Origin of the sequence: Nocardioides sp. (assembly GCA_037045645.1) — a bacterium.
GTDB lineage: Bacteria > Actinomycetota > Actinomycetes > Propionibacteriales > Nocardioidaceae > Nocardioides.
On record JBAOIH010000004.1, the window covers coordinates 455,824 to 477,360 of the forward strand.

Below are 21,537 nucleotides of genomic sequence, written 5' to 3' on the forward strand. Positions count from 1 at the left end.
CGATCATTCAGCGCGACTACGCGCAAGGCCGTGAGGACGACGACACCGCCGTGATTCGGCGCGACTTCCTCGAGGTGCTCGATCAATGCGTTGACCACGCCGGAGTCCGTCGGCCTGGACTTCGTATACGGCGAAGTCACCGCGCACGGCGTCCTCAAGCCGCTCGATGGGCAGCAGCGCCTGACCACCCTGTTCCTGCTGCACTGGTACGTCGCGTCGCGGGCCGGCGTACTGGACCCGAACGAGCCCTGGACGAAGTTCCGCTACGCGACGCGGCTCAGCGCACGAGTACTTCTGCCACGAACTTGTCACGAACGGCTGGCCGCACGAGGAGAGCGACCCGTCAGACCTGGATCACCGATCAGGCTTGGTACCTCTTCCCATGGCGTACGGATCCAACGATCCAATCGATGCTGGTCATGATCACCGCGATCCACGAGCGACTGTCACGAGAAGAGCACGACTTCGTGGCCCTTTGGGAACGACTGTCGTCGCCCGACGCGGAGGCGATCACGTTTCTGTTCCTGCCGATCGACGACATGGAGTCCGGCGACGACCTCTACATCAAGATGAACTCGCGCGGAAAGCCGCTAACCGAGTTCGAGGTCTTCAAGGCTCGGTTCGAGAAGCTCTTGGGTGCCTCGGGAAGGCAGGCTGAGCTCAGTGAGAAGTTCGATCGCGAGTGGTCGGACCTCCTCTGGCACTACGAGGGCGGCAACTTTCTTGTCGACGACGAGTTCATGAACTACCTCGCATTCATCGTCGACGTCTGCGAGTGGCGCGCCGGGGCGACCCGGGGGCAAGCACCCTCCTCGATCGTGCCCGCCGGGTTTTCGTGGAGCACGAGGACGCGGACACCCACCTCGGGTTCCTGTTCTTCGCCTTCGACACCTGGGTGGGCGAAACGGCTTCAGACGACGTGCCTGCCGCGGTCTTCGCGAAGCTCTTCTCCGTTGGAGGCGACTCTGACTCTGGCTTGTTGCTCTTCGAGTCGCAGAACCCGAACCTTTTCGGAGCATGCCTCGAGGACTACGGGACCAAGCAGTTCTCCCTAGCCGAAACGATCCTTCTGTACGCCGTCATCATCTTCCGACATCTATGTCCCGATGAACCCGAAGGCGTCCTTCGGGAACCGGCTCCGCTCGCTGCGCAACCTCGCCGAGTCGGCACCCAACCAGGTGCAAGGTCCATTCATGCCGGACCTTATCGAGTCGACCACGACGCTGATGACAACGGGTTCGCTCGACGGCCTGAAGCGGTTCAGCCAAGCCTGGCTCGAGGACGAGAAGCTCAAAGCGCTCTCGTCTCGAGGAGCACCCGTCGATCGAGGCAGCAGTCCACTCGCTCGAGGATCATCCTCTCCTCCGAGGGCGGCTGTTCGCCTTCGATCTCGACCCCCTGACCATCGAGGACCATGCGGACGCCTTTTGGAAGGTCAGCGGACACGAGGCCCTTGAACACTTGCCAACCGCGCTACTCGCCCAAGGCGACTACTCCCGCGAAATGGCATCCACGAAGCGGCAGTTTGGCGTGTCTGGCCAGCGGCAGGGCGGCGGATCCTGGCGAGACGTTCTGACCCTCGGATCTCGAGAAAGCACGGCCCGAATGCGGGAAGCCGTTACGACCCTTCTCAACGATGTCATCGGTAGGGCCGGGGACCCAGGAGAGGTGCTGGAGGATATCCGGGCTGAATGGCTTGCGCACCGCGAGACGGCCAGGCACTTCGACTGGCAGTACTACTTTGTCCGCTACCCGAGCATGCTTTCTGCTCCCCAAGGGATCTACGTAGGTGAGTACGACCCGGCTGGCGCCGGCTATCGGTACCAGGTGGACATGATGAACGGCGGGGACTACCGGTCGGCCTTCAAGGACCCGTACCTGCTGGCAATCTGGAACGAGGTCAATCAGCCTGAGCGGCTGGCAATGCCGGAGTTCCGCAGCTGGGACTACACCGGTACCGAGAAAGCAATGAAGTTCATCGAATCGGGCACTGGCATTCGCACGGTCGACGCCGGCTTCGAAGTCCTCCTGCCGGAGGACTCGGCTCAGGCTGACACGGCTCGAACAGTACTCACTCGAATTCGTGATCGACGCCGCCAACTTCATCCCGGTGAAGCGGACCGGGCCGGACAACCTCGACGCCGAGGACAGGGTGCAGGTCGGCGTCGCAATCGTTAAGGCACTCCTCAACGCAGGTCTTTAGACCATGAGAAGGCCCATTCCCGCAGACCATGAGCGGGTCAACCTCCACTGGGACTGCTGCACTATCTGGTGACAGGATGACTTGGGTCCTGACGCCAATCGCTGGCGTGAGCCGCCCCCAGTGCGGCCGGCGCGGCCCTCACGATTGCCGCACTAGCGGAACCACGTTTGGCCAGGTCAGCATGCAGTGGTTTTCTACATTGCGGTCAACATCCGCAAGTTCGTGCTGCGCGCCGCCACGATGCGCGATCTGGTCGAACTCGGCAGCCTCACCCAGCATGCTGCGGACTTCTTGGAAGCATCCGTACGCGCGGGCCTGAACGTCCTGATCGCGGGCGGCACGCAGGCGGGGAAGACGACGATGTTGAACTGTTTGTCGGCGGCCATCCCCGGCGGCGAGCGGGTCGTCAGTTGTGAAGAGGTCTGGGAAGCTTCGCTTCAACCATCCCGACTGGGTGCCGTTGCAATGTCGTCAGTCGGGGCTGGAAGGCACCGGCGAGGTCAAGCTGCGCAATCTGGTCAAGGAGAGCCTGCGGATGCGGCCCTCACGGCTGATTGTCGGCGAGGTCCGTGCCGAGGAGTGTCTCGACCTGCTCCTCGCGCTCAACAGCGGCCTGCCGGGCATGTGCACGCTGCACGCCAACTCCGCGCGCGAGGCGCTGGTCAAGATGTGCACACTTCCGCTGCTCGCAGGCGAGAACACGGTTCGAGATTCGTCGTGCCGACCGTCGCCTCTTCGGTAGACCTCGTGGTGCACCTGGGCCTGGACACCCAAGGCGTACGCCGGGTCAACGAGATCGCCGCTGTGACGGGGCGTGTCGAGAACGACATCATCGAGGTCGAGCCGATTTTCGAACGCCACGACACCGACCTGCGTCGCGTCAGCGGCATCCCACCTCGCCCTGAGCGCTATGAGCGGATCGGGATCGACGTACGCCGCATGCTCAACGGGGACGTCTGATGGGCGCACTGGTCGGACTCGGGCTCGGCGTGGGACTGCTGCTGATCTATGCGGCCTTCTGCCTTCCGCGCGGCACCCGCGCACCCGCCTCGCGATCCGGACGGGTGGAGCAACTCCTGGCGCGCGCCGGGCTCGGCCACGTCACACCGGCTGCCTTCCTCGCCCTGTGCGCCATCTTGGGACTCGGCGTGGCGTTCATCATCCAGGCGGTCAGCAAGACTCCGCCGGTGGCCGTGGCCTTCGGCGTGATCGCCGCAGCATTGCCGGTCACGATCATCCAAGGCCGCGCCCGCCGACGACAACGCGAGTTCGCCGAAGTGTGGCCCGAAGCTGTCGACAATCTCGCGTCAGCCGTACGCGCAGGGCTCAGCCTGCCCGAGGCCCTGACCGCCCTCGGCACCCGCGGTCCCGAGCCGTTGCGTGAGGCGTTCACCGCGTTCGGACTCGACTATCAGGTGACCGGCCGGTTCAGTGACAGTCTCGATCGGCTCAAGGAACGACTCGCCGACCCGGTCGGGGATCGGGTCGTGGAGGGGCTGCGGATAGCGCGGGAGGTCGGGGGTGGCGAACTCGGCCGCTTGCTGCGCAACCTCAGCGGCTATCTGCGTGACGAGGCGCGCACGCGCTCGGAGATGGAATCACGACAGTCTTGGACGATCAACGGTGCCAGGCTCGCCGTCGCGGGTCCCTGGTTGGTCCTGTTCTTCATGTGCTTCCAGCCGGAGGTCATCCAGAGGTACGCCTCGCCTGGAGGCGCTGCTGTCCTCGTCACCGGCGCGGTCCTATGTCTGGTCGCCTACCGGTTGATGATGCGCATCGGTCGACTCCCCAACGAGCGGCGGATTCTGTCGTGAGCGTGACGATCTGGGGTGCCTTCCTCGGACTCGGCTTCGGCACGGGGCTGCTGGTGTTCCTTCGGCGACTTCGCCTCATCGGCAAGCCCCAACTGGCGACTCGGGTGCTGCCCTACGTACGTGATCTGCCTGAGGTTGGCCGCACGCCCGCACTTCGCGTGGTCTCGCCTTCACCGGTGACCGCGGCGCGCGGAGTGTTCGGCCCGGTGCTCGGATCAGGTGCCCGACTGGTCGAGCGCACTCTGGGCGGTTCGCTCTCAGTGGGGCGGCGCTTGCAGCGTGCCGGCATCGCCAAGACCGTGCACGAGTTCCGCATCGAGCAGGTCATCTGGGGTGTCCTGGGGTTCGCCGTCGCGGCGGCGTGGAGTTTGCTGCGTACGCTGACCAATCCAGGCAGCCTGGTGGCCGGCCTGTTGCTCTGCGGAGTGGGCTTCATGGTCGGTGTCATGGCCCGCGACTCCTACCTCACCTCGCAGGCGACTAGGCGCGAACGCGAGATCGTGCATGAGTTCCCCGTCATCGCCGAGTTGTTGGCGTTGGCCGTCGCCGCGGGTGAGAGTCCGGTCGCGGCACTGGGCCGCGTCGTCGAGCGCTCAGGCGGCGAACTCTCCAAGGACCTTGCCCAGGTCTTGGGGCAGATCCGCACCGGTGAGCCGGTCGGCGCCGCCTTCGAGGAGCTCGCCCGCAACACCGGATTGCCGGTTGTCGCGCGATTCGCTCAAGGCGTCGCCGTCGCGATGGAACGCGGCACCCCTCTGGCCGATGTCCTGCACGCCCAGGCGGGGGACGTACGCGAGGCAGGGCGCCGCGACCTGATCGAAACAGCTGCTCGCAAAGAGGTTCTGATGATGGTGCCGGTGGTGGTGCTCGTGCTCCCGGTCACGGTCTTGTTCGCGTTCTTCCCCGGCGCACTCGCGCTGAATGTCGGCTTCTAGAGAAGGGTTCACCGATGCACAGATTCATGTTCCTGGCGGCCTGGTTGCAGGTCTCGTTGAGCGGTACGCGGCGCCGTGACGAACGCGGCGACATCCCGGGTTGGGTGATGGTGACCGTGATGACCGCCGGTCTGGTTGTCGCCATCTGGCAGTTTGCCGGGCCACAACTGGAAAACATGCTCAAAGATGCACTGGGGAAGGTCAGCGGTCGTTGAGTCGTCGACCTGGCCGTGACGAGGCCGGGTCAGCCATCGTCGACTTCGTCCTCGTCCTCGTGGTGTTGATCCCGGTCTTCCTCGGGATCCTTCAGCTGGCGTTGACCCTGCACGTACGCAACGTGCTGGCCTCAGCCGCGTCCGAAGGAGCGCGCCATGGGGCCACCCTCGACCGTGAGCCAGCCGACGGAGTCGCGAAGGCTCACGGCCAGATCGTAGGAGCGTTGAACGAGTCGTACGCCGACAACATCCGTGCCGAAGCCACCACGATCGGCGGGGCACCGGCCGTACGCATCGTGATCCGTGCCGTCGTGCCCGCGCTCGGAATCGGCGGCCCAGGCGTGCCGCTGACCGTACGCGGCACTGCCGTCGACGAGGACATCCCATGAGAGCGCGCACAGAGGACGGCTCCGCCCTGGTCGAACTCACCTGGCTCGGCATCCTGCTGCTGATCCCACTGACTTATGTGATCGTCTGCGTCTTCCAGGTCCAACGTGAAGCTTTCGCGGTGGCGGGGGCGGCGCGTGCTGCCGCGCGGGCGTACACGCTGGCCGACGACGACGCGACCGGCCGCGCTCGCGCGCATGCGGCGGCGCAGCAGGTGATGACCGACCACGGTGCCGGCGCGCTGCCGGAGGGCGCCATCTCGATCGGGTGTGGCGGCGCGGCGGACTGCTTCGCGCCCGAATCCGTGGTCACCGCCGCAATCGCGTCGAGCGTGCGGCTTCCGCTGCTGCCGACCTTCATGACGCAAGGGGCATCGCAGATCAACGTACGGTCGGAGCACTCCGTTCCGGTCGGGCGCTATCGGGAGTTCGCACCATGACGCGAGAGCGCGACGAGCGCGGGCAGAGTTCTCTGATGATCGTGGGCCTCGCGGTGGTGCTGATGATGGCGGTTGCGGTCGCGGTGGACTCCAGCGCCGCGTTCCTGCACCGCCAGCGTCTCGACAATGTCGCCGAGGGTGCGGCGCTCTACGCCGCCGACGCGGCAGCCGAGGGCCGAGAGGTCTACACAGGTGGGCTTGGGGAGCAGGAGCGGCTCCTGATCGTCCAAGAGAGGGCCGCTGCGGCAGCGCGTGACTATCTGGCGCGCACCGGAGCACCCGGAGACTTCCCGGGGCTCAGCCATCAGGTCACGGTCGCCGACGACGCCGTACGCGTGAGCGTCCAAGCCCCGCTGCGCCTGCCGCTGACCTTCCCGGGCGTCCCACTCACCGTCACCATCGGCGCCACTGGTGCCTCCGCAGTCACGTTGCACGAGTGAACGAGAACCAGTCGCGTCGATCGCGCATCACATCTCGCACCGCACCACTAGCGTTGATGGTGCCCATACGAGTCAGGAGAGTCGCCATGACGTCCCTTCCCATCCGAGGTGCCGCCGGGCTGGTCGCCGCGTTCGCGCTTGTCCTGCCGGCCGCCGCTTCGATGCCGACCGCCCAAGCGGCTCCCGTGCAGTCGAGTCAAAGCCAGCGGGCGGCGCTGCCGAAGTACCAGGTCACGCTCAAGGTCAACACCACCCAGGCGGTGCGCAAGGAGACCGAGATCAAGTTGCGCGGCAAGGTGAAGAAGGGCCGCAAGGGCCAGATCGTGCGGCTTCAGGTGAAGTACCCCTACACCAAGTGGAAGACCAAGAAGGGCTACACGCGGCTCAACAAGGACGGCAAGTTCGTCTTCAAGGACATCGCCGACTCCCGCAACGATCGTGAATACCGGGTGCTCAAGCCCGGTGACTCCCGTCGCGCCGCAGGTGTGAGCCCAGAAGTCCATGTGGACGTCTATTACTGGCAAGGCATCTACGACTTCGGCGCGCACGAGAACGCTGAGCTCGACTGGTTCAAGATCAACGGCGAAGAAGGCAGCGGCGTACGCGTCACCACCGCCGGCCAGCCCGGCTTCGGTGAGATGCCCCTAGCGCGCAAGTGCCTTGAGTTGAGCGGCACCTTCGGCCTGGCCGACTCGGTTTCCCAGGCCGGCAGCACCGGGTCGGTCACTGCCAGCACAGACGGTACGCAGGTCTACACCCGCGCCTTCGGACTGGGAGAGACCGAGGTGAAGACCTTCAACGTCAAGGACGTCTTCACCTTCCGTCTCGACTTCGCCCAGGTCTCCGGCACCCCAGCCGGCGCTGCGATGAACAACATCCTCGGCCTCTGCGACTGACCTGAGGGCTGCGGTTTCGACCCGGTCCCACGCCGGGCCGTAGGCTTGCTGATCGTGGCAGGCATCGACTTCGACTCCGAGATCAAGCAACTCCAGGCAACGATGAAGACCATCGGCCAGGTGCTGGATCTGCCTGCCATGGAAGCCGAGATCGCCGACCTCGGCGAACAGGTTGCCGCGCCCGATCTGTGGGATGACCAGGAGAACGCCACCCGCGTCACCGGCCGCCTGTCGCTCCTCCAGGGCGAACTCGAGCGCTTTACCGACCTCAATACGCGCGTCGAAGACCTCGAGGTGATGGTCGAACTCGGCCGCGAAGAAGACGACGCCGACACCCTGGCTGATGCCGAGCGCGAACTTGACCGGGTGAAGAAGGCCGTCGAGAGCCTGGAGATCCGCACGCTCTTGTCCGGGGAGTACGACGCCCGCGAGGCGCTCGTCACCATCCGCTCCGGCGCGGGCGGCGTGGACGCGGCCGACTTCGCCGAGATGCTGATGCGGATGTACGTCCGGTGGGCCGAGCAGCACAAATACGGCGTCGAGGTCTACGACACCTCGTACGCCGAAGAGGCCGGGCTGAAGTCCGCGACCTTCGCGGTGCACGCGCCCTACGCGTACGGCACGCTGTCGGTCGAGGCTGGCACCCACCGACTCGTGCGGATCAGCCCCTTCGACAACCAGGGCCGCCGTCAGACTTCGTTCGCCGCCGTCGAGGTGGTGCCCGTGTTGGAACAGACCGACGAGATCGAGGTCGACGAGAACGACATCAAGGTCGACGTCTATCGCTCGTCGGGCCCAGGCGGCCAGTCGGTCAACACCACCGACTCGGCCGTCCGCCTCACGCACCTCCCCACCGGCACCGTCGTGTCGTGTCAGAACGAGAAGTCGCAGTTGCAGAACAAGGCCGCCGCGATGATCGTGCTCAAGGCCAAGTTGCTCGCCTTGAAGAAGGCCGAGGAGGAGGCGCACCTGCGCGACCTCAAGGGTGACGTTGCGGCGAGTTGGGGCGACCAAATGCGCAACTACGTGCTGAACCCCTACCAGATCGTCAAGGACCTGCGCACCGGCCACGAGTCGGGCAACCCGGCCGCCGTGTTCGATGGCGAGTTGGACCCGTTCATCGAGGCGGGCATCAGGTGGCGGCGTGGCGCTGAGCGCGCCGCCGACAACTGATCAGCGGTTCAGCTCAGCCGCCAATGCCTGCGCCACCTGCGTGGCCGTGTCGTCAGGGAGTGCTCGGCTCACACCTGTCACCGAGATGACGAGCACCGTCTTGTCTTTGTACGCCCGCCACACCGCGCCGTGACCATTCGTGCCGCCGGTGTCGGTGTCGAACACGGTCAGATCAACGGGAATCCCGTCGACCTCTCCGTTGGTGCCCGGCACGACGGCAGTTGTCATGTTCACCGAGTTGCACCGATCGAACGACTTCGCGATGCCGGCCACCTTCGTCATCACCTGCGACGTCTTCTCGAACTGCGCCACCGCCCAGGTGAACCTGAGTGAATCATGGCCCGCCGCGTCGGTCGTGGCTGCGCTGGCCCAGTTGGGGTCCAGGCACGGCACGGCGAGGAGTTGCCCGTCGGCGTCGAGCACCGACGGCTTCCAGGACTCCAACGCCCCCCTTACTCCGGAGGGGTCGAAAAGCTCGGGCAGTGCGCTGCTGCTCGATGAGGGCTGACTGATCCGATCACCCGTGAGGGCGCGTACGAGCACTCCAGCTGCACCTGCGTCCACACTGCCCGGCAACGCTGCATCAGCACCGAACGCATGCATGATCGCGACACCGCCCGGCGCCTCGGCGAGCCACACCGCCCCGTGCTTGCCCTCAGCCTGATACGTGAACGTGCTGACCTCCACGTCAGCACTCGGCAGTTCCTCACTCGTTGGCGCGGTCAACTCCGGCTGGGTGCACGCCGACAACGCCGACAGGACGCTCATGGCGGTGAGACGTGAGACCTCGGGCTTGTCGAAGCTCGCCAGCGAGGACGTCCAGCCCACCGAGCTCCCAGAGTTGCCGCCTCCGGTGCTGGCGGAAGCCCACTCGACGGGCACACAGGGGATGGCGTCCTCGCTGGTGAAGTCCTCTCCCGAGCCTGCGCCCAACCAGGATGCCAACACCTCGTCCAGGGCGGCAGAGTCCAGAGTTGGAGGCTCTGCGGCGCGTGTCTCACGCGCTGTCAACGCGTCGTCCGAGTGCCCGGGCAGTGCCGGGTCGAGCCCAGTGACTCGGCCGGGCGACACCAGATAGGCCGTTCCCAGCACCAACAGCGTCACCGCCGCAGCCACTCCGCCGATCACCGCGATCCGGCGCCGACGACTCGCCCGGATCGCGTCGCCAGGCCCCGGGCCGGGGACGTGGGACACCTCATCGGCCAGTTGCGCGAAGGAGTGATCGAGGTCGAAGAGATCAGGCATGGCTGGTGGCTCCGTTCGAAGAAGCGGGGGAGTCGGAGTCGGGGGAGAGCAAAGCGGCGAGGGCCGCCCGGCCGCGAGAGAGGCGGGCCTTGATGGTGCCGGCGGGACATCCCTCCAGTCGGGCCACTTGGTCCACCGGAAGGTCGGCGAGGTGGTGCAGCACGATCGCGCGCCGCTGGTTCGCGGGCAACGTACGCAGCGCGGCCACCAACGCCACCGTGTCTTCCGACGGAGCCCGCGTGTCGTCGGGTGGCCGGGCCGTCGCGAGGTGACGACGAGCGGTGTCGAGTCGACGCCATCTGCTCACGGCGAGGTTGGTGGTGACCTGCCGCACCCACGCGGCGGGCTCGTCGTACGTCGCCAGTCGGCCCCACCGCGACCAGGCCCGGGCGTACGCCTCTTGGGCGACTTCTTCGGCGCTGCCCAACTCGCCAGTCAGCGCGTAGGCGCAGGCGAGCGTACGACTCCACGTGGCGGCGTAGAACTCGGAGAACCCGGCCTCCGCGGTGCTCGTGCCCATGCGCCCCTCCTGCTGGCGGAACTGGATCAACCCTGCACCACGAACACGCCGCACGCGCTGTGTCGGTTGCACCACACCTGAGAAGTTGGTGAACCTGCTGCGTGGATACCGGTTCGTGACCGCCTTTCGTCTAACGTCGATCCACGTGATTCGCTTCGAAAAGGTCTCCAAGACCTACCCCGGACAGAGCCATCCGGCTCTGGACAAGGTGTCGATCGACATCGAGAAGGGTGAGTTCGTCTTCCTGGTCGGTGCCTCGGGGTCTGGCAAGTCGACCGCACTGCGTCTGGTGCTGCGCGAATACCGCGCGACCGAGGGGCGGGTGTACGTCGCGGGCAAGGAGATCAACCGGCTTGCCGGGTGGAAGGTGCCACGACTGCGCCGCCAGATCGGCACCGTCTTCCAAGACTTCCGGCTGCTGCCGAACAAGACGGTGGCCGAGAACGTCGGCTTCGCGCTCGAAGTGATCGGCAAATCCCGCAGCCACATCCGGCGTACGGTCCCCACCACGCTCGACCTGGTCGGCCTCTCGGGCAAAGAGGACCGGATGCCCGACGAGTTGTCCGGTGGCGAGCAGCAGCGGGTGGCGATCGCCCGCGCGTTCGTCAACCGGCCGATGATCTTGATCGCTGATGAACCCACCGGCAACCTCGACCCCACCACGTCCAACGAGATCATGAGCCTGCTCGAACGCATCAACAAGACCGGCACCACGGTGCTGATGGCCACCCACGATCACCACATCGTCGACCAGATGCGCAAGCGAGTGGTCGAACTCGACAACGGCGTCGTCGTGCGCGACGAGGCGCAGGGGGTCTACGGCGGATGAGGTACGTACTGTCCAACCTCGGTCAGGGCCTACGCCGCAACGTGTCGATGCACGTGGCCGTGGTCTTGACCCTCTTCGTCTCACTGACCCTCGTCGGCCTCGGTGTGCTGCTCAACCAACAGGCAGACAAGGCCGCCAAGCACTGGGGCAGCCAACTGCAGATCACCGTGTACCTATGCAAGGACAACGACCGCAACAACGCCTGCTCCGGTGAGGTCACCGACGCCGAGAAGGCCGCGATCATCCAGGTGATCGAGGACAACCCCGAGGTCGCGGGGTATCACACCGAGACCAAGGAAGAGGCCTTCGCGAAGGTCAAGGAACTCTTCGGCCCCGAGCGCTTCGAGGGACCGCATCCGGCCGCCACGGCAGAGGCGATGCCCGAGTCGATCTGGATCGAACTGAAGAAACCGCAGGAGTACGAAGGCGTCACCTCCGCGGTCAAGGGACTCGACGGCGTCTCCTCGATCCGGGACATGCGCGACGTGCTGCAACCCATCTACGGCACCATCGATCTGCTCCAAAAGGGCGCGCTCGGCACTGCTGCGTTCTTGATCCTGGCGGCGCTGTTGCTGGTCGGCAACACCATCCGACTGGCGGCGATGGCACGACGTCGAGAGATCGGGATCATGCGCCTGGTGGGTGCCTCGTCGCTGTACATCGCGCTGCCGTTCCTCCTCGAAGCCCTCGTGACCGCGCTGATCTCGGTCGTGCTCGCCGGCGGCGGACTGGCCGCGTTCATGTATTTCGGGATCGCCGAACGCGCGAGCGACCGGCTGAAGTTCATTCCCTGGATCGGGATGCCGGAGTTCGTCAATGCGTTGTTGGTGATCGGGGTCCTGGGGCCCGTGCTCACCTTGCTGCCGACTCTGCTTCTGACGCGCATGTACCTCAAGGTCTAACGCCGACACGCGTACGCAGATCCGCGGGGCCGGTCGGCCCCGGGGTTAGGTTCGATCCGTTCTCTTCCCCGAACACCGAAGGCGATCTCGCGTGCGCTTCTTCCCCTGCGCTAACGGCCGCCGCCTGAGTGCGGCGTTGCTGTCCACGACTCTTGCTGTCGGACTGGCCGTGCCGGTCGCGATGGCCGACGACGGCTCCAGCAAGCTCAAGGACAAACAGAAGACGGTCAAGAAGCAGATCCGCAAGGCCGACGAAGACCTGCATGAGTCCTCCAAACGGCTCAACCGGGCACTGACCCGTCTCGACAACGCGCGTACGCAGTTGGTCCAGGCGCGCGACGACCTCGTCGAAGCGCGAGCCGAGTTGCGTGAGGCCCGGCTGGAAGACCTCAAGATGAAGCGTCGACTCGCGCGCGCCGAGTCCCGTTTGCAGTACGCCCAACTTGCCCGCATCGCCGGACGCGCCGAACTCGATCGCAAGCGCGACGACGTCGCCGACATGATCAGTTCGATCTATGAGCACGGTGACCCGGAGTTGCTCGCGTTCGCGTCCCTGATGCAGGCCGCCACCCCCGAGGACCTGATCCGGCAGCAGGGCATGCAGGACGTGGTCGTGGGCGAGGAAGCCAATACCTACGACGCACTGCGGGTGGCCGAGGTCGACCTGGCCCGGAAGGCTCGTGTCGAGAAGCGGGCCAAGGCCGAGGTGGCGCAGCAGGCGGACCAGGCCGCGGCCCACCTGATCGTGATGGAAGAACTCGAGTCGGACAAGGAGGCGGCCAAGAACTCGGTGGTCACCCTGGTCGCCGAACGCGCCGACGCCTCGCAGCAGGCCCGCAAGGCACGCGCCAAGGATCGTCGCGAACTCGCCGCCCTGGAGCGTGAGGACAAGCAGATCCAAGACGAGTTGGCTCGTCTCGCCCGGATCGCTCGCATCCGGGCGCTGCGCGCGATGCGCCGCAACCGAGCCCAGATGAGCACCAAGACCGGCGGCTTCCTCGACCTGCCGACGGCCGGTTACATCACCTCGCCGTACGGCTACCGCACGCACCCGATCTTCGGCTACTACGGGCTGCACGACGGCGTGGACCTGGCTGCCGACTGTGGCCAGCCGCTGCTGGCCAGCGCGGACGGCGAGGTGGTCTCGAAGTTCTGGAGCACCGTGTACGGCAATCGGCTGGTCATCGACAACGGCTTCGCGGCAGGCGTGGGACTGGCGACGATCTACGCGCACGCCACCTCGTACACCGTCAGTCCCGGCGACAAGGTCAAGCGTGGCCAGGTGATCGGGTACGTCGGCAGCACGGGTTGGTCCACCGGCTGCCACCTGCACTTCACGGTGATGGCGAACGGCAAGCCCGTCGACCCGCAGAAATGGTTCTGACGAGGAGTCACAAAATCCCGCCGAGGGGTCACGAAATCCCGCCGAGGGGTCACGAAATCCCGCTTGCGACCCCCTGAGAGAATGGCCGGATGCCACGGGAGAAGGGCCAGAAGCCCGTCGCGCAGAACAAGAAGGCGCGACACGACTATCACATCGAGGACACCTGGGAAGCAGGGTTGGTCCTCACCGGCACCGAGGTGAAGTCGCTGCGTCAAGGTCGCTGCTCGCTCCAGGACGGCTTCGCCGAGATCGACAACAGCGAAGTGTGGCTGCACGGCGTACACATCCCCGAATACAGCCAGGGCACCTGGACCAATCACTCTGCCCGGCGTCGCCGCAAACTGCTGCTCAACCGCTCCGAGATCGACAAGTTGGAGCGCAAGATCACCGACAAGGGTTACACGATCGTGCCGCTGTCGCTGTACTTCAAGGACGGCCGCGCCAAGGTCGAGATTGCGCTGGCGCGGGGCAAGAAGGCGTACGACAAGCGCCACGCGCTGGCCGAGCGACAAGCAGATCGCGAGAAGGTCGAGGCCGTCCAGCGTCGGCTCAAGGGCCACGTTGACTGAGACTGGATCGACCGAAGCGGCGGCCGTACGTGCCCTCTGGGAGCCGCTCGGCATCCCGGGCATCTTCGACGTCCACACCCACTTCCTCGAACCCCGCATCGAGCGGGCGGTATGGGCGGTCTTCGACTCCGCGGGCGACAAGATCGGCCGCGAATGGCCGATCCACTATCGCGTGTCGGCAGCCGAGAGGGTCGCACTGCTGCGTGAGTTCGGCGTACGCCACTTCCCGACCCTGCCGTACGCCCACAAGCCGGGCATTGCGACTTTTCTCAACGAGTGGGCTGCGCAGTTCAAGCGCGACGTGCCCGAGTCGTTGTGGAGCGCGACCTTCTATCCCGAAGCCGAAGCAGCCTCCTACGTTGAGCAGGCCCTCGCCGACGGTGTCGAGATCTTCAAGGTGCACGTGCAGGTGGGGGAGTTCTGGCTCGACGACCCGTTGCTCGATCCGGTGTGGGCGCAGCTGGCGAGCAGTCGTACGCCGATCGTCATCCACGCCGGGTCCGGGCCCGTCGGCAACGAGCACACCGGTCCGGACCCGTTGCGACGCATCCTCGAACGTTGGCCAGGCCTGTCGGTGATCGTGGCGCACCTGGGAACGCCGGAGTATCAGCCGTTCTTCGATCTCGCCGAGCGATTCGAGAACGTACGCCTCGACACGACGATGGTGTTCACCGACTTCTGGGAGCCGTTCGATCAGCGGTTGCTCCCGCGCGTGGCGTCATTGAAGGACAAGATCCTGTTCGGCTCCGACTGCCCGACGATTCCTTATCCGTACGCGCACGCGGTCGAGTCGATTACTCGCCTGGGTCTGGACACCGCATGGCAACGCGCCGTCCTCTGGGAGAACGGCGCGAGGCTGTTTGGGGTGGACGCGAGTGTGTCGGAGCAACGTGAGCGGGGGAGGACCAGACCGTGAGTTTCCTCGTCATGGCAGTCCTGGCGGCGCTCGGCTTCGCGGCGATTGCCGTCCTGGTCGGGCTGATCCTCTTCTTCACCGGGCGACGTCGTCCAGAGCCCGGACTGGGCGTTGCCGGGTCCCCGGGCGTCTACCCCGGGTCGTACGTCCCCACCGCCCCAGCAGCAGGCACCTGGAACGCCGAGATCCTCGGTGATGGAGTGATCGGGGCGTTGGGCGGGACGGTGTCGTCACAATTCGGCACCGTCCACGTCGAGAACAGCTCGATGACGTTCACCCCCGAAGGAGGCGCGTCCTGGTCATTGCCTTGTTCGAACCTGCTGATCGGCAAGCGAGGCTTCCTGGCGATCGACGGGTCTGACGTGATCATCGAGTCGCCGCGCGGACCGCTGCGGATGAACGTGAGTCGCGAACACATCAACCGCGTCATGGAGAACGACTTCAAGGACTTTCGCGAACGCGGGTACGCCGACGAGTTTCTGTGGGTGTTGCAGGCGAACGGGGCCCGTACGTCGGGCTGGTGACCTAGATCGGTTCGGGGAATGTCGGCACCCTCCCGTAGTGTTGAGCCATCACAACTCAAGAGGGGCTGATCGGTTTCGACTTGGGACGTTAGTTCCAGGAGAAGCGGGTCGAGGAGCCAGCGACATCTCGTAAACGACCGCTGGAAACCATAAGTGCCAACGCTAAGCGCACTGACTTCGCTCTCGCTGCCTGAGCAGTGATCGAAGGGTCTGACCGGGCATCCGTCTCCGTCCCGGACCCAGGCCTCATTTAGGAGACTTGCTGATCGCGAACTGTTGGGAGACGTGATCGGGACTTTTTCCTGACTGAGCCTGTCGGCGACGTGTCTGTGCGAGCGCCGGGGCCGAGAAATGCGACAACACTGACTGCACCCGGAGAAGACCTGGTTCGACGCTCGAGGACGCGGGTTCGATTCCCGCCAGCTCCACCCACGATGAGAGCCCTCTCATCCGCGCTTCATGTTCGACTCATCGGCTGCGATGACTCTTAAGTCACTGCACACCAGATGAGGAGAGCACCATGATCCGCAAGACCGTCGCCGGCCTCGGCGCCGCTGCCCTGCTTGCTACCCCGGTTGTCGCCGTCACGGCGGCGCCCAGTTTCGCCTCCGACCGCGAGTTCATGTGCGCTGGCGCCGAGGTCGACTTCGACGTCGAGAAGGATGACGGCCGCTTTGAGGTCGAGGTCGACATCGACGACACCCGCAGCGCCAAGTGGCGCGTGCAGATGTGGCACGACGGCAACCGGTTCCACAACAAGGTGCACAGCACGAGTGGCGACGACGACGACATCGAGATCGACCGCTTGCGTCGCGACACCCGCGGCAGCGACACGTTCAAGTTGCGCGTGAAGAAGATCGGCGGCCCGAAGGCCTGCACGGTCACCGTACGCAAGCGCTGACCAACGCCACGGCTAATCTGCGGGCTATGCCCGAACGCGCCCACGACCCGATCCGCATCGGGCTCGTGGGCGCCGGTCCGTGGGCGGCCGGCTTCCACGCGCCGATGATCGCGCGCGCCGAGGGGCTGGCCCTGACCGCAGTTTGGGCTCGACGCCCAGCAGCCGCGGAAGCGCTGGCGCAGGCACACGGCGCGAGCGTCGCGCAGTCGTACGAGCATCTGATCAACCACGTCGATGCCGTCGCGTTCGCCGTGCCCCCCGACGTCCAGGCCAGGCTGGCCCCGCAGGCCGCCGAGGCGGGCAAGCACCTGATCTTGGACAAGCCCCTGGCCTTCGACCTAGAAGATGCCGAAGCGCTGGCCACGGCTGTTCACGAGGCTCAGGTCGCGTCCATTCTGATGTTGCGCACGCGGTTCGACCCGGCAGTGCTCGAGTTGCTGGCGCAGACCCGCGAGGCCAGACCCCGCGCGGTGATCGCGCGCTGCCTCACTGACGCGGCACTGCCGCCCAACGCCTTCGCGACACCGTGGCGGATCGAGCGGGGCGCGCTGCTCGACCTGGCCCCGCACACGCTCGATCTCACCGAGGCCATCCTCGGCCCGACCGAAACCATCGCTGCGGCCGGAGATCCGACCCGGGTCATCACGATCACCACCACCCACGCGGACAACGCCGTCGCCACGATGACCTTCTCGCTCACGACGCCAGGTGACGACGGCTTCCACCTCAGCGTGGCCCACGAGCAGGGCGTACTCCACCTGGGTCCACTCGACGAGGACTTCACGACGAGTCAGGACGCGTTGATGGCGCGCTTCGTCGAAGCCGTACGCACCGGGGCGCCGCACGACCTCGACGTGCACCGCGGCCTGGAACTCCAACGTGTGCTCGACCAGGCCACCCGGTGAGCGCTTGCGTCTTCTGCCGGATCGTGAACGGCGAAGCTGAGGCGTACGTGGTGCTGGACGCACCTGACCTGCTGGCCTTCCTCGACACGCGACCGGTCTTCAAGGGTCATGTGCTGCTCATCCCGAAGGAGCATCACGAGACGCTGACCGACCTTCCGTCGATGTTGCGCGACCCCTTCCTGGCCGCTGCCCAACAACTCGCGCGAGCGGTCAAGACCGGGTTGGGCGCCCAAGGGTCGTTCGTGGCCATGAACAACACCGTCAGCCAGTCCGTACCACACCTGCACTGTCATGTGGTGCCGCGGACGAAGGGTGACGGGCTGCGGGGCTTCTTCTGGCCGCGCGTGAAGTACGCCGACGGAGAAGCCGAGTCGTACGCGACGCGACTGCGAGACGCGCTTGCAAAATCGAGCTGATCCAGTCGCCAACCATGCGCCCGGCTCGCGCGTGAGAGCAGTGTGAAACGACCCGTCGTCGCGCTGAGCGCTCTGCTCGTCCTGCTTGTCGGCTGCACGAGCCCGGCTCGAAATCACCAGGATGCACAACCCGCGACGACTCTGACACCCGGAACTGCAAAGCTTGACGCCGCGGTGCCATGGTCCGAGATCGGCCCGGACTGGCTGCTCGCCGACACGGTGAAGTACGAAGGCGCCAAGACCGAGCGTGGCCGCCACGAACTGCTGCTGATTTCCCCAGAAGGCGAGAAGTTCGCGGTGTATCCGGCGCCTGGTGCGCGCCCTGCGAAGCAATGGACGCTGAAGGATTGGTCACCTGACGGTCGATTCGTGCTGCTCGACATTCCACAGCGTCGCTCGGCGGTCGTACTCGACCTTCTCGAAGGCCTCGCTACGCAGGTGCACCTCGCGAATTTCGCCTCCTACGTCGCGCTCGACCCGACCGCCCCACAAGACGCGACTCCCGCCGAACGGATCTGGGTGTACCGGCCCGACGGCTGGGTACGCCCGGACGGCACGCCGATCGCGGCGCTGACAGGGCTGAGTTCGGCGCTTCTCGTGACTCCGGACGGCACGGCGGCGCTGGAGGGGTTCGTACGCCGCGGTCGAGTGACGTCGACCCGCTTCGCCGACGGCAAGACCACCCGGTACGACACCGGTCGCTACCAATGCCGGCCGCTGAAGTGGTGGCAGCCGGACACTGTCCTCCTGGGCTGCTATCAAAAGAGTCGCAAACGGATCCGGCAGCAACTCCAACTGCTCGATCTCGACGCGCAGCGCAGCAGACCACTCGCACCGCCCAGCGAGTGGAGTTCGGTGGCCGGCGACCACAGCGGCTGGATCGACACCGACGCGACCGGACTCGAGGGAAAGACTTATGTCTCGCGCGAGGCCGCCTGTGGATCGAAGTTGGCCGTGCTCAACGGCCGTGGAGGAAGCGACCTGGTGCAGGTCCCCGGGGTCGCCGAGACGACCGGGATAGCGGTCCTCGGGAACTCCCGCGGCCGACTGTTGCTCAACTTCTACGACAGTTGCGACGCGCCCCCGCCGGGGGAGATCGTCCGCTTCGACCCTGCCACTGGCGATTCGGCCACCCTGGTGCGCCTCGGCCAAGGCGTGATGTTCGACAGGATCTTCGGTTTTGGCGAACGCCGCCCGCCAGCCTGACCAGCCCCGCGAGCCTTCGGGCCTTCCTGTGCGTCTAATCTGACGACGTCAGACCGAAGCTTGCGTGCACGGAGGAAATCATGGGTCGTTATGACGGTCGCGTCGTCGTTGTCACCGGAGCCGCTCGCGGCATCGGGTTCGGCACTGCCACTCGTTTCGCCGAGGAGGGCGCCAGCGTGGCGATCCTCGACCTCGACGAGGCCAGCGCAGCAGAGGCTGCCGCCAGACTTCCCCTGGTCGACGGCGCCAAGGGTGTCGGCATCGGCTGCGACGTCGCCGACAGCGCCTCGGCCCAGGCAGCGGTCGAGCGGGTCGTCAGCGAACTCGGTGGCATCCACGTGCTGATCAACAACGCGGGCGTCAGCGCGAGACAACCTGCTGTTCAAGATGTCCGAGGACGACTGGGACATGGTCATGGGCGTGCACCTCAAGGGCGCGTTCAACATGACCAAGGCTGCGCAGCAGCACTTCGTCGCGCAGAAGTACGGAAAGATCCTCAACCTCTCCAGCGTCAACGCCCTGGGCGCACGTGGGCAGGCCAACTACTCGACCGCCAAGATGGGGATCCAGGGCTTCACCCGCACCCTCGGCATCGAACTCGGCCCCTTCGGCATCAACGCCAACGCCGTTGCCCCGGGCTTCATCGTCACCGAGATGACCGACGCGACCGCGCGCCGGCTCAAGATGGAGCCCGAGGAGTTGCAGCGGCTCAACGCCGAGGCCAACCCCGTACGCCGGGTGGGCAAGCCTGAGGACATCGCCGCCGCCGCCGCGTTCTTGTGCAGTGACGAGGCGTCGTACGTCACCGGGCAGACGCTCTATGTCGACGGCGGCGCCAAGCTCGGCTGAGAGCAACATCTCTAGAGCGGTCCGGCGCGTCACGCGCCGCGGCTTTCCCACGCTGCCCCACACTGGTCGGCGGATCTTTCCCCACAGATCGGAGTCCCCGTGCGTCGTGCTGGCCCTTATCTCTGCGTCCTGCTCGCCGGCTCGCTCGCGCTGACTGCCTGCGGCGGCTCGGACAAGTCGAACGAACCGCAGACCGTCACGTCCACGATGGACGACGGCACGGTCACGGAGGTCCCCAAGCCCGAGGAACCGCAGACCTGGCCGTTGACCGGCGTCGAGGCGAAGGCGGGTGCGAGCGTCGAGACCGGCCGTCGCGTTCTGGTCGTGAAGATGGACAACACGTCGTCTTCTCAACCACAGATCGGGTTGAGCAAAGCCGACCTCGTGGTCGAGGAACTCGTCGAGGGCGGCATCACTCGACTCGCGGCGTTCTACTACTCCACGATCCCAGGCGAGGTCGGCCCGATCCGCTCGATGCGCGCCTCCGACATCGGGATCGTCGCGCCCGCGAACGCCACCATCGTGACCAGCGGTGGTGCGGGTGTCACCGTGGGACGGATCAACGGCGCGAAGATCCCGTTCATCACCGAAGGCGCCAAGGGCATCTATCGCGCGTCTGACCGCAGCGCGCCGTACAACCTGATGTCCAACCTCACCGACATCTCCAAGACGATGAAGAAGATCAGCGGTCGCCCCGACGACTACCTGCCCTTCGGCAACCCGAGCAAGAACCCCAAGGGTCGGCCCGCGAAGACCATCTCGGCGAACTTCGGCAACCACACCACGAACTGGATCTTCCAAGGTGGCAAGTACGAGAACCAGAACTCGTTTGCCGCGGACGGCGACCACTTCCCGGCCGACCAGGTGCTGGTGCTGCGCGTGCAGATCGGCGATGCGGGCTACACGGACCCGGCCGGCTACCCGGTGCCCGAGACGAAGTTCGTCGGCACCGGCGAGGCGCTGCTGTTCACCAAGGGTCGGGTCGTGCGCGGCACCTGGGCCAAGAAGGACCTCAAGTCACCCCTCACCCTCAAAGCCAAGGGTGGTGACTTGGTCGTACCTCCCGGTCGCACCTGGATCGAGTTGGTGCCGGCTGTCGAGGGCAACGTGGCGTTCACCAAGTAGCACGCCCCCACAAGTCGGAAGAACTGCGGCCGTCGCGCGCCTCAGACCGACTCCGAGCCCGCCCCCGGCCGCAGTTCTTCGCTTCGGGGGTGTGGCTCGCCACCATCGACGTCCGCACCTGGCCGGGATGCCAAGATGGGGTCATGGTCGAGGTGCTGCCCGGGATGTTGCTCGTGGCGACCCCTGGCCTGCTCGACCCCAACTTCAGTGACTCCGTCGTCCTGATCCTCGACGTCGACCCCGAGGGCACGGTCGGGGTGGTCATCAACCGACCTTCCGACGTGGCGGTGGATGACGTGTTGAGTCCGTGGGGTGCTCTGGTGACGGACCCGGATCGTCTCTTCATCGGCGGACCCGTCAGCCAGGAGGGCGCGCTGGCGGTGGCGGCACTGCGGCCCGAAACCGTGGCGCCACCAGGCTTTCGTGCGGTGTCCGGCGCGCTCGGGATCCTCGATCTCGACACGCCTTGCGATGAAGTGGCGGACGCACTGGGCGGTCTGCGGATCTTCGTCGGGTACGCCGGCTGGTCGGCCGGGCAACTGCAGCGCGAGATCGAGGAGGGCAGTTGGTACGTCGTGCCGGGGGAGACGCCGGATGCCTTCCGCCAGGACACCACGCACCTGTGGCGCGATGTGCTGCGCCGCCAACCGGGAGATCTGGCGTGGCATTCCACTCGTCCGCTCGACCCGGAACTCAACTGAAGTTGGGCGGGTGTCGGTGCCTGCGCCTATGGTGGTCCGGTGA

Annotated in this window: 26 protein-coding genes, 1 other RNA gene and 2 pseudogenes; 27 read left to right on the forward strand and 2 right to left on the reverse strand. The window is 65.9% G+C overall.

Features of this window, described 5'->3' with window-relative positions; all coding sequences use genetic code 11:
• Positions 1–410 precede the first annotated feature (410 nt).
• The 13 genes and pseudogenes from V9G04_15515 (at position 411) to prfB (ending at position 8,502) form a co-directional block, all read left to right on the forward strand.
• Positions 411–1,055 carry a hypothetical protein gene (locus V9G04_15515; GenBank protein MEI2714657.1) on the forward strand — a complete coding sequence of 215 codons (645 nt, stop codon included), beginning with the start codon at positions 411–413 and terminating at the stop codon, positions 1,053–1,055.
• Positions 1,056–1,668: 613 nt separating this feature from the next.
• Positions 1,669–2,178 (forward strand): hypothetical protein, encoded by a 510-nt coding sequence (locus V9G04_15520; GenBank protein MEI2714658.1) that lies wholly within the window; start codon positions 1,669–1,671, stop codon positions 2,176–2,178.
• Positions 2,179–2,443: 265 nt separating this feature from the next.
• Positions 2,444–2,584 (forward strand): annotated as a pseudogene (locus tag V9G04_15525) (CpaF family protein).
• Between the two features lie 73 nt (positions 2,585–2,657).
• The gene (locus V9G04_15530) at positions 2,658–2,945 is read left to right on the forward strand and encodes an ATPase, T2SS/T4P/T4SS family (protein MEI2714659.1); all 288 of its coding nucleotides are present in this window, start codon (positions 2,658–2,660) and stop codon (positions 2,943–2,945) included.
• Entirely contained in the window at positions 2,921–3,163 is a 243-nt protein-coding gene (locus V9G04_15535; GenBank protein ID MEI2714660.1) for a hypothetical protein, read from the forward strand. Before V9G04_15530 ends, V9G04_15535 begins: the two co-directional genes overlap by 25 nt.
• Positions 3,163–4,017 carry a type II secretion system F family protein gene (locus tag V9G04_15540; GenBank protein ID MEI2714661.1) on the forward strand — a complete coding sequence of 285 codons (855 nt, stop codon included), beginning with the start codon at positions 3,163–3,165 and terminating at the stop codon, positions 4,015–4,017. The genes V9G04_15535 and V9G04_15540 overlap by 1 nt, the downstream gene beginning before the upstream one ends.
• Positions 4,014–4,952, forward strand: a complete 939-nt coding sequence (locus V9G04_15545) for a type II secretion system F family protein (protein ID MEI2714662.1) — start codon at positions 4,014–4,016, stop codon at positions 4,950–4,952. The genes V9G04_15540 and V9G04_15545 overlap by 4 nt, the downstream gene beginning before the upstream one ends.
• A gap of 14 nt (positions 4,953–4,966) precedes the next feature.
• Complete coding sequence (locus V9G04_15550) at positions 4,967–5,167, forward strand: hypothetical protein (GenBank protein ID MEI2714663.1); 201 nt, start codon at positions 4,967–4,969, stop codon at positions 5,165–5,167.
• Positions 5,164–5,556 (forward strand): TadE/TadG family type IV pilus assembly protein, encoded by a 393-nt coding sequence (locus tag V9G04_15555; protein MEI2714664.1) that lies wholly within the window; start codon positions 5,164–5,166, stop codon positions 5,554–5,556. Before V9G04_15550 ends, V9G04_15555 begins: the two co-directional genes overlap by 4 nt.
• Positions 5,553–5,993 carry a hypothetical protein gene (locus tag V9G04_15560; GenBank protein MEI2714665.1) on the forward strand — a complete coding sequence of 147 codons (441 nt, stop codon included), beginning with the start codon at positions 5,553–5,555 and terminating at the stop codon, positions 5,991–5,993. Before V9G04_15555 ends, V9G04_15560 begins: the two co-directional genes overlap by 4 nt.
• On the forward strand, positions 5,990–6,433 hold the full coding sequence (locus V9G04_15565; GenBank protein ID MEI2714666.1) for a pilus assembly protein TadG-related protein: 444 nt from the start codon (positions 5,990–5,992) through the stop codon (positions 6,431–6,433). The genes V9G04_15560 and V9G04_15565 overlap by 4 nt, the downstream gene beginning before the upstream one ends.
• A gap of 86 nt (positions 6,434–6,519) precedes the next feature.
• A complete protein-coding gene (locus V9G04_15570; protein MEI2714667.1) occupies positions 6,520–7,329 on the forward strand; it encodes a hypothetical protein in 810 nt (269 codons plus the stop codon).
• Positions 7,330–7,383: 54 nt separating this feature from the next.
• Positions 7,384–8,502 carry a peptide chain release factor 2 gene (gene prfB, locus V9G04_15575; GenBank protein ID MEI2714668.1) on the forward strand — a complete coding sequence of 373 codons (1,119 nt, stop codon included), beginning with the start codon at positions 7,384–7,386 and terminating at the stop codon, positions 8,500–8,502.
• Here the strand turns inward: prfB and V9G04_15580 are convergent, their stop codons facing one another.
• Positions 8,503–9,747 carry a hypothetical protein gene (locus V9G04_15580; protein MEI2714669.1) on the reverse strand — a complete coding sequence of 415 codons (1,245 nt, stop codon included), beginning with the start codon at positions 9,745–9,747 and terminating at the stop codon, positions 8,503–8,505.
• Positions 9,740–10,267 (reverse strand): SigE family RNA polymerase sigma factor, encoded by a 528-nt coding sequence (locus V9G04_15585; GenBank protein ID MEI2714670.1) that lies wholly within the window; start codon positions 10,265–10,267, stop codon positions 9,740–9,742. The genes V9G04_15580 and V9G04_15585 overlap by 8 nt, the downstream gene beginning before the upstream one ends.
• A 145-nt stretch (positions 10,268–10,412) precedes the next feature.
• Here V9G04_15585 and ftsE point away from each other — a divergent pair, with 145 nt between their 5' ends.
• The 14 genes and pseudogenes from ftsE to V9G04_15655 all read left to right on the forward strand — a co-directional run bounded on the left by ftsE (position 10,413) and on the right by V9G04_15655 (position 21,494).
• A complete protein-coding gene (gene ftsE / locus V9G04_15590) occupies positions 10,413–11,096 on the forward strand; it encodes a cell division ATP-binding protein FtsE (protein ID MEI2714671.1) in 684 nt (227 codons plus the stop codon).
• Positions 11,093–11,998: a permease-like cell division protein FtsX gene (ftsX, locus tag V9G04_15595; protein ID MEI2714672.1), complete on the forward strand. Its 906-nt coding sequence runs from the start codon at positions 11,093–11,095 to the stop codon at positions 11,996–11,998. Before ftsE ends, ftsX begins: the two co-directional genes overlap by 4 nt.
• Before the next feature lie 91 nt (positions 11,999–12,089).
• Complete coding sequence (locus tag V9G04_15600; GenBank protein MEI2714673.1) at positions 12,090–13,382, forward strand: peptidoglycan DD-metalloendopeptidase family protein; 1,293 nt, start codon at positions 12,090–12,092, stop codon at positions 13,380–13,382.
• Positions 13,383–13,471: 89 nt separating this feature from the next.
• Positions 13,472–13,951, forward strand: coding sequence for an SsrA-binding protein SmpB (smpB, locus tag V9G04_15605; GenBank protein MEI2714674.1), 480 nt, complete (start codon positions 13,472–13,474; stop codon positions 13,949–13,951).
• Positions 13,944–14,867: an amidohydrolase family protein gene (locus tag V9G04_15610; protein ID MEI2714675.1), complete on the forward strand. Its 924-nt coding sequence runs from the start codon at positions 13,944–13,946 to the stop codon at positions 14,865–14,867. Before smpB ends, V9G04_15610 begins: the two co-directional genes overlap by 8 nt.
• Positions 14,864–15,391 carry a hypothetical protein gene (locus tag V9G04_15615; GenBank protein MEI2714676.1) on the forward strand — a complete coding sequence of 176 codons (528 nt, stop codon included), beginning with the start codon at positions 14,864–14,866 and terminating at the stop codon, positions 15,389–15,391. The genes V9G04_15610 and V9G04_15615 overlap by 4 nt, the downstream gene beginning before the upstream one ends.
• A 61-nt stretch (positions 15,392–15,452) precedes the next feature.
• Positions 15,453–15,822, forward strand: a transfer-messenger RNA (tmRNA) gene (gene ssrA, locus V9G04_15620).
• 89 nt (positions 15,823–15,911) lie between these two features.
• Positions 15,912–16,292, forward strand: coding sequence for a hypothetical protein (locus V9G04_15625; GenBank protein MEI2714677.1), 381 nt, complete (start codon positions 15,912–15,914; stop codon positions 16,290–16,292).
• A gap of 26 nt (positions 16,293–16,318) precedes the next feature.
• Positions 16,319–17,197, forward strand: coding sequence for a Gfo/Idh/MocA family oxidoreductase (locus V9G04_15630; protein ID MEI2714678.1), 879 nt, complete (start codon positions 16,319–16,321; stop codon positions 17,195–17,197).
• Positions 17,194–17,613, forward strand: a complete 420-nt coding sequence (locus tag V9G04_15635) for an HIT family protein (protein ID MEI2714679.1) — start codon at positions 17,194–17,196, stop codon at positions 17,611–17,613. The genes V9G04_15630 and V9G04_15635 overlap by 4 nt, the downstream gene beginning before the upstream one ends.
• Before the next feature lie 174 nt (positions 17,614–17,787).
• Positions 17,788–18,819, forward strand: a complete 1,032-nt coding sequence (locus tag V9G04_15640; protein MEI2714680.1) for a hypothetical protein — start codon at positions 17,788–17,790, stop codon at positions 18,817–18,819.
• A gap of 80 nt (positions 18,820–18,899) precedes the next feature.
• Positions 18,900–19,668, forward strand: a pseudogene (gene fabG, locus V9G04_15645) (3-oxoacyl-ACP reductase FabG).
• Positions 19,669–19,767: 99 nt separating this feature from the next.
• Complete coding sequence (locus tag V9G04_15650) at positions 19,768–20,793, forward strand: DUF3048 domain-containing protein (protein ID MEI2714681.1); 1,026 nt, start codon at positions 19,768–19,770, stop codon at positions 20,791–20,793.
• A gap of 89 nt (positions 20,794–20,882) precedes the next feature.
• Positions 20,883–21,494, forward strand: a complete 612-nt coding sequence (locus V9G04_15655; GenBank protein MEI2714682.1) for a YqgE/AlgH family protein — start codon at positions 20,883–20,885, stop codon at positions 21,492–21,494.
• Positions 21,495–21,537: the final 43 nt, after the last annotated feature.